Here is a 13,363-nt window from a genome sequence, read left to right as displayed (position 1 = left end):
TATATTGTCCAACTTGATCATATTGTTCAATGGATGAATTTGGGATTAAAAATTGCTAGGCTCGTCTAATCTATGAATTTTGGGCAATGACCAAAACCAGCCTTTTTCGCCGTGAGGCCTGAATGGTTTAATATTCAATCTTTCTTGTGCGCGACGGATAGATGCTGGACTAAAACCCGCCTCTTTAGCTTGAGCTTGAACCTCTTTAGAAGACATTTTCTCAACAGTATTTAACAACTCAATCAAAAACTCTTTTGCTGTATCAACTACAGAATTATTATCACTTCCACTTAACTCTGCACTATTTAATAGCTCTTTAGCAGAGCCTTCAATAGCACCTAACCAAGTTGTTTTGGTTGTTTCAATATTTTCAGCAACCATCACAGACTCAAGCTGATAACGTATACCACCATCAAGTGTTGAAATATTACTTTTTGCTCGTACCAAAATACAATCACCCTCAGTTTCTCTTCGAGCAGCACTCCAGGCCATACGAGCCAATGCACTGAACGCTTGAGAACCTAAAATTCTATCTGCCGGATTATTGTTTACGCTACCTTTGGCAAAATGAGTGATCCCCAAAATTGCAAAACCATATTGATTAGCTAAATCAACTAAGGGCTGTAAGGACCTTCTTACATCGTTTGCTTTATTCATATCTCCACTTACAGCAGAAATGATAGGATCAATCATTAATAATTTAAGATCCGGATTAGCCTTTATATATTGCTCAATTTTAGGAAAATCTTTTGCAGGGTCGAATGGTTCTAATTTACCCTGTTGATTAGTTCGTCCAGCAATAAAAGATACTCTATTAATATCTGCACCATTCGCAATTAACCGAGGTTTTAATGTGTCTGCTGGATCATCCTCTGTTGAGTAGATTAATACCCTCCCAGGATTTTCACATTGCATACCATCTGGGAAAAATCCACCTCTTGTGATAATTGCGATTAATGCAAGCGATAGATTTGTTTTACCACACCCACCAGCACCAGCCAAAATTATCATCTTACCCAAGGGTAACCATCCGGGCCATAACCATAGAATTGGCAAGGCCTGAATATCACTCATATTTATAACTTTAATTGTATCTATTACAGACTTATCAATTTGAGGGTTTTCCTCCACAATGCCATACTGTTGAGAAAAATCAGCGTATAGATTTTGGAGATACGTTTGTAGGTCTATCTTATGTTTTATGGTCAAGATCTTATCAGAATTAAACAAGCTTAAAGCATTAATATTAGTGTGTGATGTATCAACCATAATAGGGCTGTTATTTGTGGTATTTAAAAAAAATTCAACACAATCATCTAACCTACTCGCACATGCTACACGCTCACCACACTGGGTTATTTTTAATGCAACATCCATTCTGTTCGTACAGTAATTGATTTTTGCATTAGCTGCATTTTTATTAAATACAGCAACACCATTTTGACCGATGATATATTGCATCAACTGCGTTGATTTATATTTTCCTTTTTCTCTACCTAGAGCCAAAACACCACAAAGTTGCCCATTCTTACTATATAAATCAACTGCCAAAAACCCTTCATAGTCGAACTTTGTATTGTCTTTATCTAAATATGAATTTTCTCTAAACTCAAAAAATAGATGAGAAGTAGCAATATTAAATTTTACAAGTACGGGATTAGTATCGCAGGCAGTTTTTATATACTGTGATTTAAAGTCAGTAACTGTAGGATAAACTAGGCTTTCAATATCACCACCACTTTTCTGAATAAAAAATGGCTGTACATCTAAATACAAAGACTCTTCAACATTTTTATCAATCATGCACTCATCATAATCATGAGTCTCGGCAACAGTTTTAATTTTTTGCATTTATATAAACCTAATAATTAGACAAAATCCTCCTCAAACTGCTTCAGATTAAGAAGCAGTTTTTTTTAATTAAAAAAGAAGGAGGAAGCAAATAATTTAGCTACTTTATTTCACCAGCAAACTTTAGAATCTCATTACGATTCCAACGCAATACACGACCATGTCGTTTTGGAGTAACTGGACCATTTTCATAAATTGCCCACTTCCTTAAAGTTTGTGGCTGCATACCGAGAAGCTTAGCTGCATCAGCAGTTGAGATTAATAAAGATTCATGCTTCATAAAGAAGCTTCCTATTTCAATTGAATTAAGTATTTTTTAGTTGATTTTTCATTTGAAGGTAATGTTCAATGTTTCAATGAATAACTTGACAACATTTAGATATGAAATCCGTGGGACAACCGAAGAAAAATATTATTGATGCTCTTCAAACTATTTTTTGGTACAGATATCTTGAGACAAGAATAGTTGCGAATATATTTGATGAGGAATTCAGTGAATTCTGTCTGGAAAATAAAATTGATATTACATCTCTTGAAGTAGAAGACAGAATTTCATTACTAGAAAACTTTCAGTCTTCTAAACTCAATTCAAAAGAAATTACATTTTATCAAACGAACGCAAATAAAATCGGTCATAGCTTAAATCAAGCAGATTCCAGGATCTGGTATAAGTATTCAAAAGGCGAAACGAAACCAAATGCCGTAAAATTAAAAAGAATAGATGCAATTGTCGAAAATTCTAGCTTATATTTTAATCATCCAGTCTGGGATTTCTTAAAAATCAGACCTGCTACAAGATCTTATCTTGAAATTTTTTTATCAAAATTCGAAGATGTCAGTATCGATGCTGTTAATAATAAAATCATTATCGAACCTACTCTCTTTAATGAAAACGCTCACCTAGATGAATCTGAATTCTTAAAATATGGAAACATTTTAGATTTTTATAGCTACATATTGTATGCATATCATAAAGCGAGATTTGATCTGGACTTAGAAAAAATGGATAACTGCATAGCATTTTTCATTTCAAATTTACAACCAATCTTAACCGAACTCTGCTTTGAAGGAATATTTTTCTTAAAATTGTGCCAAATACATCTGCAACCATACAAATCTTCAGAATTTGAAAATTTTGAAATTTTTGACCATTTCAAAATGTGCGGATGGTTAACACAAATACAAGATCACTTAAAAAATGAAAATAATACTTATGAATTCCTAGATATGCTTAGTAAAGATTTCTTTCTTGATTAATTTAGTAATCTGATTTTTGTTGATCTATTTTGCTTACCATGTGCTTACTAAAATCCAAAAACAAAAAAACCACTTACGATTAGTACACGTAAGTGGTTGTTTTATATGGTGGGCCCAGACAGACTTGAACTGTCGACCAACGGATTATGAGTCCGCTGCTCTAACCAACTGAGCTATAGGCCCTAATATGCTGAATTTGTTATATATCAACAAGTTCAGGCGAAATGAATACTAGCGAAGATTTTTTCAAAAGACAAGCTTTTTCACACATGGTTGTACACTATGCAAACAATCAGGAAAATTTAGATCATCAAACTGACACATCAGGTCTTTCACGATCTTTGAATTACATACTAAGACTCAAAAGCGCTTATAAATACTAGAATAATAAAATTTAATTAAATTGGATAAAAACTAAATACTGGCTTCTTCTTTTTTTCGTGAGTCAATTAAAAACTCAATAATTGACCAAATAACAACCAAAGAAAAGAGAACTATTGCACATACAAAAGTCGAAAGATAAGCCATTTTAACAATCCTGAACTTTGCTAAACCAAAGTTAAAGTGTGAAAGTGCACACTTTAGTCTTAGACCAAAGTCTAATCTGTCATTTCATTTATGAATAGTGGTATTTTAATTTTCACCATATTTATTTTCTATTTGATTAGATTTAAAACATCTTAGTGTTCAATTCTTGCCCTCTCCTTGTTCAACTGATGAGGATTCAAAACGATTCATAAAAGTGGCAAGTGCAATCAAGTAGGACTTGACTCAAACCGCAAACAAGCAGACATTAGCCTCTTTAAAAAACACTTGTATTTTTATGCTCATGTTAAAAAAATTCATTGGTGAGTCTGCGTTTAAACTCGCAGGCTGGAAATATCATGTAGAACCAAACGTTTTGGAAGACAAGCAGGTCATTATTGGATTTGAACATACTTCTATGTTGGATGCTGTCTTGTCACTGGCGATTTTTCAAATCTACGATATGAAAATCCATACTCTGATTAAAAAAGAATTATTTAAAGGGCCAATGAAGCCCATACTCGAAGCCATTGGCGGTATCGCAGTCGATCGTAAGTCAAATAAAGACATTGTGTCTCAAATGGTTGAACACTTTAGCCAAAATGAAAAATTCAATTTAGTCATTGCACCTGAAGCGACACGTGCCAAAACAGGTGAAGTACGTAAACCTATTCGTACTGGGTTTTGGCATATTGCTAAAGCAGCAAATGTCCCTATTGTACTGATGTACGCGAACTCAAAAACCAAGCAAGGCGGTATTTTTGGAAAAATCTACCCAACAGACCTAGATCATGACTTAGCGCTTATTAAAGCACTTTATAAAGAGCATGTTGGTTTAGATATTGAGATTCCTGAACCTAAGACTGCTGCACAATAAGGTCGTTTAATTAACCTAAAAGAATGTGAAGACTCTATTCTTTTAGGTCTCCGTGAGTTCTTACCAGCGGTTAATTTTTAAAGTAAACTGGCCTTTACAAGATTAATTTGAAATAACTGGCTTTATTTCAAACAACTTTAATTCTTTTTTTGTTTGTTCAGGCAATTTTCAGAAAAACACCTACTTTCGCATAAAAAAGTGCTTATGGTAGAATTTGCACAATTTGATAGGCACAAAGCCAATCTACAAGGAGCATATTTCGCATGGCGGGTCATTCCAAGTGGGCCAATATTAAGCATCGTAAAGCAAAACAAGATGCTAGCCGTGGTAAACTTTTTACCAAATTTATTCGTGAATTAACAACTGCTGCAAAGCTTGGCGGTGGTGATGCTGCAAGCAACCCACGTCTTCGTGCAGTTGTAGAAAAAGCACTTTCTGTAAATATGACACGTGATGTCATCAACCGTGCAATCCAACGTGGTGCTGGTGGCGAAGATAACGATGATTTAAAAGAAATTACCTACGAAGGTTATGGTGTTGGTGGTGTTGCAGTTATCGTAGAAACCATGACTGACAACTTAAACCGTACTGTACCGGATGTCCGTCACTGTTTCTCAAAAACAGATGGTAACTTAGGCACAAACGGTTCAGTTGCTTTCTTGTTCACAAAACGTGGTGAAATCACTTTTGAAGATGTGTCTTTAGAAGATAAAATCATGGACGTAGCACTTGAAGCAGGTGCTGAAGATATCGAAGTCGATGAAGATGAAATCTTAGTCATTACTACACCTGAATCTTTTGGTGATGTGCAAGATGCTTTGACTGCAGCAGGTTTAAAATCGGACAATGCTGAAGTGGTCATGAGCCCTTCAACTAAAGCTGAAATCACCGATATCGATCAAGCCAAAAAAATTATGAAAATGATTGATATGCTTGAAGATTTAGATGATGTACAAAACGTATATACCAATGTTGAGTTCTCTGACGCGGTATTGGCAGAATTAGACGCCTAATCGACTGCTTTAAAAAATGCGTTCTCGAATATAGTTTTGGGAGCGCATTTTTTATGTCTGATTGAATACCCTTTTAATAAATTTTGCTTTTTTAAATCGATATTCATCGTTAAATGTTGGCTGTCTTATTTTAATTGGTTATAGGCCACCACTAATTCTTAATTTTCCAAAAAACGATCACGAAAGATCAGAAAACTTTGCCACGGAGCGTTTTTCACGACCCATTAAATAGCAACATCATCCTGCTGTAGCGCCTCTAACATACATAGCTCATGCGTTCTTCAGGTATTAGGACTAAAAGTTATGTCTGATAATATGCAAACTTTTGAATGCAGGAAGCCTAATACTCATTAGGCTCATATAAGTTCAGCGTGACTTAAACTTTGCTCAACAAACCACTACAGTTAAAAACGTTATATTCTTTAATCACAAAGCTTGAGTGGAGTGCCACCACATGTTCGATTTTACCAATACGTTTGAGTAAAATATCACTGTAATTTTCCATATCTCTTGCCACAACTTCAACAATAAAGTCTGCCGACTGCCCTGTCACTAAAAAGGCATTGGTCACTTCAGGAATATTTTCTAGCTCTTCTAAAAACTTGGAAAAAGTGTCGGTATCGTGCTTACTCAAGGATACTTGTAGCAAAACATGTAGACTAAAACCGAGTTTTTGATAGTTAATATCACGCTTAACTTTGGTCATAATATCGTTATCAATTAGGTGCTTAATACGACGATGTACTGAACTGACCGATAGATTAATACGCTCTGATAATTCGTTTAGATTGATATCTTCATTACTTAAAATTTCTAAAATTTGCTTATCAAAACGATCTAATTCCATTATTTAACTCTCATGACAACTTATGTTTATAGGTATTTATTTCATATTAAGCATTTCAAATGAAAGATAAAGCTTATTTGCAGTTTTTTTTCATATATTTTCAGATTAATAAAAAGATATCAGCTTTTTCAAACAAAGAGTGCCATGATCTTTTACAAAGTTGCAAATCAACTGAGAAAACTTCTATTCAGTTTCTCAAAATAATTATATTGAAAATACAAGAATGGCAAAGACTGTCTGTATCACACACCACCTTTGCCTTATTTGACTTAAACTTATCTTAAACGCCGCGCCAGTCGACTCGAGCATTGCGCTCGGTTTGATAGACTCTTAAAACATACTGTCCCAAGGGTAAATTGGTTAAATAGGTTTTATAAGCACTAAATTCTTCAGATAGACTTTCCTCATGGTCTTTTTCCCAAGGTGTCCCCTTAATTTCCAGCACAGGCGCTAACATCGAACATACAGCAATATCCGCCAAACCTAAACGATCCCCGACAAAGTAACGTCCATGATTAGCAATTAACATCTCATTTAATACTTCAATTAAACGCTGCATTTCGGCTTTGGAATGCTCTATTTTCTCTGCATTCAACTCATAACCTTTCGACATCAAAGTTTTCATTAAAGGTTTGGTGTATTTTTCAAATTTACGTAAATACCCCTTTTCGCCCAACATAATCTGTAACGATTGATCGTTATCGGACAATGCATGCGCCAGCCCCCAACGACGCACATGCAATCCCAAATCATTGGCTAGCGCATTAACATCTAAAGCCTCTTTACGAAGCTTTGCTTCATTACGTAACAGTCGATGTTCTGGATAACGCTCATCAAGATATAGCGCAATCTCGGTGGTATCAGCGACCCATTTGTCCTGATCACGCAAAATAGGCAGTTTATTTTGACCGGTCTTTAACTGTGCAAAAGCCCGGTGAACCCCAGGCACCACATTCTGTGCGACAAAATCTAGCTCTTTATGATCGAGCAACCAGCGAGCTTTCTCACAAAAATGAGATAAAGGAAACTGGTATAAAGTTCTCATAAATGCTCCACATTTATTTTTCTATTTTGGCTTTTCAGAAAAGCCATCTATTTCAGTTGGATACTTTAGTCACTGTATTTAGGATTTACAATGTACTTTTTACTCAAAACTGCCTAGCAAATGTTCAACAGCCTTTATCAAATTTATACGTTTTTTTCTCTACAATATCTCAAATCTTGATAAGCAAGCCTTTGATCATCCCATTCAGCCCTCAGTTAAATCAGCTATTCCCTATTTTTCAAATACTTAACATATCACCTAAATGATTAAACTTAGCATATTTTATTTTTAACTTTTTAGCTGCTAAGTAATTCAAAATCCTTCATTTAATCATTCAAGCAATCCCAAGTAGCGTATAGGCATTAAGTAAAGGTGCTTTTATGTCTCATACACTCTCTAAAAATATTCACGTGATACAAAATGATCAGGATGCGATTAATGCAGCCTATCATGTCGCTGACTTTGCCTTAGAAGGTCGGGATCAACGTGATCAGAACCGTCAGCTTCCTTTTGCTGAAGTCGAGTTATTTAGCCAAAAAGGATTAGGCGGTATTCGTATTCCTCAAACTTTTGGAGGCGCATTTGTTTCCAACAAAACCTTAGCACAGGTTTTTCGCATTATTAATAAAGCCGACTCAAGTGTCGGCCAAATTCCACAAAACCAAATTGCGCTGCTCAACATGATTGATATCTTGGGCAACGAACAACAAAAACAGTTTATTTTTAATGAAATATTAAACGGCAAGCGCTTGGCCAATGGCGGCCCTGAACGAAATACCAAAGACACTAAAACTCTGAGTACAACATTAAACATTGAAAATGGTCGTTACTATGTCGATGGTGAAAAGTTCTACTCTACAGGCAGTAGCTTTGCCCATTGGTTAGCCATTAAAGCCATTCACCCTGAAGGATATGTGGTACTGACTCTTGTTGATGCCACAGCACAAGGTGTGGAAGTTATCGATAACTGGGATGGTTTTGGTCAACGTACAACTTCAAGCGGCACAGTAAAATTACAACGGGTTGAAGTCGATCCACTACTTATTTTTGATGAACGGAAACTGGCTGAAGACGTCAATTATCGCGGTGCTTTCTCGCAGTTAATGCAAGTTGCGATTGATGTCGGTATTGCAGAAGCCGCATTTGAAGACACTTTGTCAGCAGTTAAAAAAGCCCGACCAATTGTCGATGCACAAGTTGAGAAAGCCAGTTTTGAACATTACACCTTACAAGAAGTCGGCAAATCCGCTGTCCTGTTGGATGCCGCTATCCTACTGCTCGATGAAGCTGCTGAATATTTAGATGAGCTCGACCAACTGAGCGTTGTCAGTGCTGAACAAGCAGCTAAAGCCTCCATTTTAGTCGCTGAAGCTAAGGTCTATGCTAACGATGCTGCACTACAAATTTCTGAAAAACTCCTAGAGCTTGGCGGGAGTCGTTCGAGCCTAAGCCAACATAACTTAGATCAACATTGGCGCAATGCACGTGTGAATACCTACCACGACCCGATCCGCTGGAAGCTGCATGCACTGGGTAACTATTATCTGAACAACACTTTCCCTGCTCGCCACGCTTGGATTTAAGGAGAACGTCATGACTTCATTTCAACCCATTCTTCCACTTCAATCCCAAGACACGGCGTATGCACATATTATTCAAAGTGATGCTGAAGCCTTAGAGATTGCCAAAAACTTAGCTGAGCAGTTTAAACAACAGGCCATCCAACGTGATGCTGAACGAATTTTGCCTTTTGAGGAAATCAAAGCCTATAGTCAATCTGGGCTTTGGGCCATTACTGTACCGAAGGAATTCGGAGGTGCAGATGTTTCAAGCTATACCGTCGCGCAAATTATCGCACTAATGAGTGGTGTGGATGGTTCGATTGGACAAATTCCCCAGAACCATTTCTATGCCTTAGAGGTTTTACGTAACAACGGTACTGAACAACAAAAGCGTAAACTCTATGCAGAAGTGCTCAAAGGCGCTCGCTTTGGTAATGCTTTGGCTGAGTTCAAAACTAAAAATGCAACACAAAAACAAACTGCGCTCAGCCAAACTGAACAAGGCTATGTGGTCAATGGTGAAAAGTTTTATTGCACGGGCAGCCTGTTTGCAGACCGTATCCCGACCTTAGTCAAAGATGCCGATGAGAAAGAGTTTCTGGTCTTTATCCCACGGAGTAGACAAGGACTAGAACTGATTGATGATTGGTCTGGTTTTGGTCAACGCACCACAGGCAGCGGTACAGTTAAATTCAATCATGTTACTGTAGATGCCGAAGATATTGTCCCTTTCGATACAGCTTTTTCTAGACCAACTCTGGTTGGGCCTTTTGCTCAAATTATGCATGCTGCCATTGAAACGGGCATCGCGCGTGCTGCTTTTGAGGAAACACTGGTTCGTGTGCGTCAGGCTCGTCCGTGGATTGACTCTGCTGTTGAACAGGCAACCGATGATCCTCTAACTCAGTTTGAACTAGGACGCGTGGTTGCCGATGTGCGTGCCAGTGAAGTCTTACTCAAACAAGCGGCTCGCTCCATTGATACAGCACGTCCTAATCCAACCATAGAGAACATCGCGAAAGCATCACTGGATGTAGCGAAAGTTCGTGCTCACAGCACAGAAACGGCTTTAAAAGCCGCTTCGAAATTGATTGAACTGGCAGGCAGTCGTGGTAGTCAGCGTGAAGATGGCCTAGACCGCTTTTGGCGTAATGCACGTGTTCACACGCTACATGATGCGTCACGTTGGAAATATTACTTCATTGCCAATTATCTTCTTAACGGTGTACTTCCGCCACGCAGAGGGACATTGTAATGACACTATCATCTCAAAATAAAAGCCCGAAACAAATCATTCTGAATGCCTTTGATATGAATAGCGTAGGTCATATCAATCACGGTTTATGGACACACCCACGTGATGAGTCACATCGCTTTAATGAGCTCAGCTATTGGACCGATTTGGCGCAGACCTTAGAGCAAGGTTTATTTGATGGTTTGTTTATCGCCGACATTACAGGTGTTTACGATGTTTATCAAAATGGTCTTGATTTAACCCTAAAAGAGTCGATTCAGCTTCCAAGCCATGACCCAAGTACACTCGTTTCTGCAATGGCCGCCGTTACACAGCACTTAGGGTTTGGTGTCACTGTGAACTTGAGCTATGAGTCGCCTTATCAGTTTGCACGGCGCTTTGCGAGCCTCGATCATTTAACCCACGGTCGTATTGGTTGGAACATTGTCACGGGTTACTTAGACAGCGCAGAACGGTTAATTGGTCAAAAAGTTTTAAAAGATCACGACTTACGTTATGAACAAGCTGAAGAGTTTCTCGAACTTTGCTATAAATTTTGGGAAGGTTCTTGGGAAGACGATGCCGTACAAAAAGATAAATTAAACCGTGTTTTTACCGATCCCTCAAAAGTTCATGCCATACAGCATCAAGGCAAATTTTTCCAAAGTCAGGGCGTTTTTCAAGTTTCTCCATCTATTCAGCGGACACCTGTACTTTATCAAGCGGGTGCGTCAAGCAAAGGCTTAGCCTTTGCAACTCAACATGCTGAAGCCATGTTTATTGGTGCTGACACGCCTGAAAAACTGAAACAGCAAGTCGATAAGATTCGTACGCTTGCATTAAGCCATGGACGTGATGAACAAGCCATTAAACTCTTTGTTGGCATTAGTATAGTGACGTCAGAAACAGACGAACTCGCACAAGAAAAACTGGCCGAATATATTCGCTATGCCAGTCCAGAAGCAGGTTTGGCACATTTTTCAAGTTCAATCGGAATTGATTTAGCGCAGTTCACAGATGATGAAGCGATTCCTTATAAACAAACCAATAGCATTGCCTCGGTCAATAACAAATTTAAAGAGCAAAAAGTTACGCGAGCGGATTTGAAAGCCCAGCATGTACTCGGTGGACGCTATCCACTGATTGTCGGGAGTGGAAAAACTGTAGCAGAAAAACTCATTCAGCTCTTAGATGAAACTGGCGTAGATGGCTTTAATCTCACACGAACCGTCGCCCCAGAGTCACATCAAGACTTTATTCGTTGGGTCATCCCAGAATTACAAGAGCGTGGCCGTTATAAAACCGCCTATGAAACAGGTAGTTTACGCCACAAATTATTCGCTCAAGGTGACCGACTGGCCGCAGACCACCCTGTACAGCAGTATCGATGTCAAAGCTCGTGCTCTCATCCTAAAACACAGCAAAAACAAACCGCATAAATTTTAAAATACGAGAAATATCATGGCTCAAACTGCAAAAACAAAATTTACCGTTATTGGGGTAATTGTCGCTGCCATCGTCATTGCACTGGTGGCGTGGTCTTATCATAAAAAATCGAGTAACTCTGAACTGGTAATTGGGATCAGCCCACCCTTTGCCAATCCATTAAAGGTGGCTGTGGAAGAGGCGAAACAACAAGGCATCAACGTCAAACTGGTCGAGTTTTCGGATTGGAATACTCCGAATATTACCCTCAACCATGGTGATATTGATGCTAACTATTTTCAGCATCAGCCCTTCTTAGATAACGCCATCAAAGAAACCCAATTTAAACTGAAAGCACTGAATAAAGGCGTCACCACACACGTCGGTTTATATTCAAAAAAATATGACTCGATTGCTGCGATTCCTGAAAATGCACGCACAGTTATTCCAAATGATCCAGTGAACCAAGGTCGTGCGCTTTTACTGTTACAACAGGCTAAATTGATTAGCTTAAAAGACCCAAACAATCATCTATCTAACCTGCAAGATATTGTCAGCAACCCTAAAAAGCTCCAGTTTATTGAAGTTGAAGGCCCACAAACTGCGCGTGCCGTTGATGATGCTGACTTGGTCTTTAGCTATCCACATTATTTACGTCTTGCAAAGACCATCGACCCAAATGATGCGCTGATCTTAGATGACAACACCAATACCCTGTATTCGATTTTATTTGTGGTGCGTGACGACTACCAACAGCAACATCCAGAGAAAGCGGCACAGCTTGAAAAATTCATCAAGATTTATCAAACGTCTGACAAAGTTAAACAGACTTTGAATAGTGAAATTGGTGAAAAACTTTGGTTCCCAGGTTGGAAGTGAGTATAAGCCATGACGCAATCTTTCACTCAAAATCGAAAAAAATGGCTGATTGGCTTAAGCATCATCGTAACAATTTTTGTTCTAGCGGGTTACCGCTATAGCAAAAGCAATACACAAGATGATGTCTTAACGATTGGTATTAGCCCACCTTATGCCGAACTGCTGCAAAGCGTGGCAGATGAAGTAAAAAAGCAAGGCATTCAAGTCAAACTGGTTGAATTCTCGGACTGGCATGCGCCAAATGTTGCTGTGCAAAATGGTGACATTGATGCCAATTTTTTTCAGCAAAGTGTCTTTCTACGTAATGCGATTCGCGAAACAAACTATAATTTGCACGCTTTCGCCACAGGAACAGGAAGTCATGTCGGACTGTATTCTAAAAAATATAAGTCCTTAGATGCACTACCAACTCAAGCACGTGTGGTCATCCCCAATGACCCAGTGAATTCGGCGCGTGCCTTAATTTTACTGCATCGTGCGGGTTTGATTCAGCTCAAAGACCTCAACAATGAACTATCTACTGTACAAGATATTGTGAGTAATCCGAAACAACTTCAGTTTATTGAAGTAGAAGGCCCACAAACTGCACATGCGTTTAATGATGCCGATTTAATTTTTGGCTTCCCGCATTATTTAAAAATGGCCAAGGTCACAGATCCGCATCATGCTCTTTTTCTTGACCCGATAGACAAGAAATACGCCATCTTATTTGTGACACGTAAAGACTATCCAGACCAAAACCAAAAACTTGCGACTTTTGTGCAAGCATTCCAAAACTCAAAACACGTTCAAGAGATTTTAGATCGTGATTTTGGCCAAGGTCTGTGGTTTGAAGGCTGGAAATAAGG

The 13,363-nt window shown here is 38.4% G+C and carries 12 protein-coding genes and 1 tRNA gene; 8 read left to right on the top strand and 5 right to left on the bottom strand.

The window, feature by feature from the left end:
- Window positions 1-45 precede the first annotated feature (45 nt).
- Window positions 46-1,851, bottom strand: coding sequence for an AAA family ATPase (locus tag WH214_RS13180; RefSeq protein WP_339422877.1), 1,806 nt, complete (start codon window positions 1,849-1,851; stop codon window positions 46-48).
- A gap of 100 nt (window positions 1,852-1,951) precedes the next feature.
- Window positions 1,952-2,131: a helix-turn-helix domain-containing protein gene (locus WH214_RS13175; protein ID WP_339993536.1), complete on the bottom strand. Its 180-nt coding sequence runs from the start codon at window positions 2,129-2,131 to the stop codon at window positions 1,952-1,954.
- 110 nt (window positions 2,132-2,241) lie between these two features.
- Here WH214_RS13175 and WH214_RS13170 point away from each other — a divergent pair, with 110 nt between their 5' ends.
- Entirely contained in the window at window positions 2,242-3,108 is an 867-nt protein-coding gene (locus WH214_RS13170) for a hypothetical protein (protein WP_339422878.1), read from the top strand.
- A gap of 106 nt (window positions 3,109-3,214) precedes the next feature.
- On the opposite strand, the gene WH214_RS13165 is transcribed toward WH214_RS13170, so the two are convergent.
- Window positions 3,215-3,291, bottom strand: a tRNA-Ile gene (locus WH214_RS13165).
- A 646-nt stretch (window positions 3,292-3,937) separates the two neighbouring features.
- Between WH214_RS13165 and WH214_RS13160 the strand changes: the two genes are divergently transcribed.
- Window positions 3,938-4,510: a 1-acyl-sn-glycerol-3-phosphate acyltransferase gene (locus WH214_RS13160; protein WP_026056467.1), complete on the top strand. Its 573-nt coding sequence runs from the start codon at window positions 3,938-3,940 to the stop codon at window positions 4,508-4,510.
- Window positions 4,511-4,773: 263 nt separating this feature from the next.
- Window positions 4,774-5,523 (top strand): YebC/PmpR family DNA-binding transcriptional regulator, encoded by a 750-nt coding sequence (locus WH214_RS13155; RefSeq protein ID WP_004980080.1) that lies wholly within the window; start codon window positions 4,774-4,776, stop codon window positions 5,521-5,523.
- 376 nt (window positions 5,524-5,899) lie between these two features.
- Here the strand turns inward: WH214_RS13155 and WH214_RS13150 are convergent, their stop codons facing one another.
- A complete protein-coding gene (locus WH214_RS13150) occupies window positions 5,900-6,370 on the bottom strand; it encodes an Lrp/AsnC family transcriptional regulator (protein WP_004693423.1) in 471 nt (156 codons plus the stop codon).
- Between the two features lie 280 nt (window positions 6,371-6,650).
- Window positions 6,651-7,415, bottom strand: a complete 765-nt coding sequence (locus WH214_RS13145) for a glutathione S-transferase family protein (protein WP_339422879.1) — start codon at window positions 7,413-7,415, stop codon at window positions 6,651-6,653.
- A 380-nt stretch (window positions 7,416-7,795) separates the two neighbouring features.
- Between WH214_RS13145 and WH214_RS13140 the strand changes: the two genes are divergently transcribed.
- Genes WH214_RS13140 through WH214_RS13120 form a run of 5 tightly spaced genes read left to right on the top strand, consistent with a single transcriptional unit; the run spans window position 7,796 to window position 13,361 of the window.
- Window positions 7,796-8,998, top strand: coding sequence for an SfnB family sulfur acquisition oxidoreductase (locus tag WH214_RS13140; RefSeq protein WP_339993532.1), 1,203 nt, complete (start codon window positions 7,796-7,798; stop codon window positions 8,996-8,998).
- A gap of 10 nt (window positions 8,999-9,008) precedes the next feature.
- Window positions 9,009-10,232: an SfnB family sulfur acquisition oxidoreductase gene (locus WH214_RS13135; protein ID WP_339422881.1), complete on the top strand. Its 1,224-nt coding sequence runs from the start codon at window positions 9,009-9,011 to the stop codon at window positions 10,230-10,232.
- Window positions 10,232-11,650 carry an LLM class flavin-dependent oxidoreductase gene (locus tag WH214_RS13130; protein ID WP_339422882.1) on the top strand — a complete coding sequence of 473 codons (1,419 nt, stop codon included), beginning with the start codon at window positions 10,232-10,234 and terminating at the stop codon, window positions 11,648-11,650. The genes WH214_RS13135 and WH214_RS13130 overlap by 1 nt, the downstream gene beginning before the upstream one ends.
- A gap of 22 nt (window positions 11,651-11,672) precedes the next feature.
- Window positions 11,673-12,515: a MetQ/NlpA family ABC transporter substrate-binding protein gene (locus WH214_RS13125; protein WP_339422883.1), complete on the top strand. Its 843-nt coding sequence runs from the start codon at window positions 11,673-11,675 to the stop codon at window positions 12,513-12,515.
- 9 nt (window positions 12,516-12,524) lie between these two features.
- The gene (locus WH214_RS13120; RefSeq protein ID WP_339422884.1) at window positions 12,525-13,361 is read left to right on the top strand and encodes a MetQ/NlpA family ABC transporter substrate-binding protein; all 837 of its coding nucleotides are present in this window, start codon (window positions 12,525-12,527) and stop codon (window positions 13,359-13,361) included.
- The last annotated feature ends 2 nt before the right edge of the window (window positions 13,362-13,363 follow it).

It is taken from the genome of Acinetobacter sp. MYb191 (assembly GCF_037572605.1).
Lineage (GTDB): Bacteria > Pseudomonadota > Gammaproteobacteria > Pseudomonadales > Moraxellaceae > Acinetobacter > Acinetobacter johnsonii.
The sequence above is the reverse complement of the archived record's forward strand: the minus strand, read 5'-3'. Positions and strand labels throughout refer to the sequence as shown.

Coding starts and splice junctions, on each gene's coding strand:
- WH214_RS13130 (WP_339422882.1), top strand. CDS start 10,232: ATGACACTATCATCTCAAAATAAAAGCCCGAAACAAATCATTCTGAAT.
- WH214_RS13120 (WP_339422884.1), top strand. CDS start 12,525: ATGACGCAATCTTTCACTCAAAATCGAAAAAAATGGCTGATTGGCTTA.
- WH214_RS13150 (WP_004693423.1), bottom strand. CDS start 6,370: ATGGAATTAGATCGTTTTGATAAGCAAATTTTAGAAATTTTAAGTAAT.
- WH214_RS13125 (WP_339422883.1), top strand. CDS start 11,673: ATGGCTCAAACTGCAAAAACAAAATTTACCGTTATTGGGGTAATTGTC.
- WH214_RS13160 (WP_026056467.1), top strand. CDS start 3,938: ATGTTAAAAAAATTCATTGGTGAGTCTGCGTTTAAACTCGCAGGCTGG.
- WH214_RS13135 (WP_339422881.1), top strand. CDS start 9,009: ATGACTTCATTTCAACCCATTCTTCCACTTCAATCCCAAGACACGGCG.
- WH214_RS13145 (WP_339422879.1), bottom strand. CDS start 7,415: ATGAGAACTTTATACCAGTTTCCTTTATCTCATTTTTGTGAGAAAGCT.
- WH214_RS13180 (WP_339422877.1), bottom strand. CDS start 1,851: ATGCAAAAAATTAAAACTGTTGCCGAGACTCATGATTATGATGAGTGC.
- WH214_RS13155 (WP_004980080.1), top strand. CDS start 4,774: ATGGCGGGTCATTCCAAGTGGGCCAATATTAAGCATCGTAAAGCAAAA.
- WH214_RS13140 (WP_339993532.1), top strand. CDS start 7,796: ATGTCTCATACACTCTCTAAAAATATTCACGTGATACAAAATGATCAG.
- WH214_RS13175 (WP_339993536.1), bottom strand. CDS start 2,131: ATGAAGCATGAATCTTTATTAATCTCAACTGCTGATGCAGCTAAGCTT.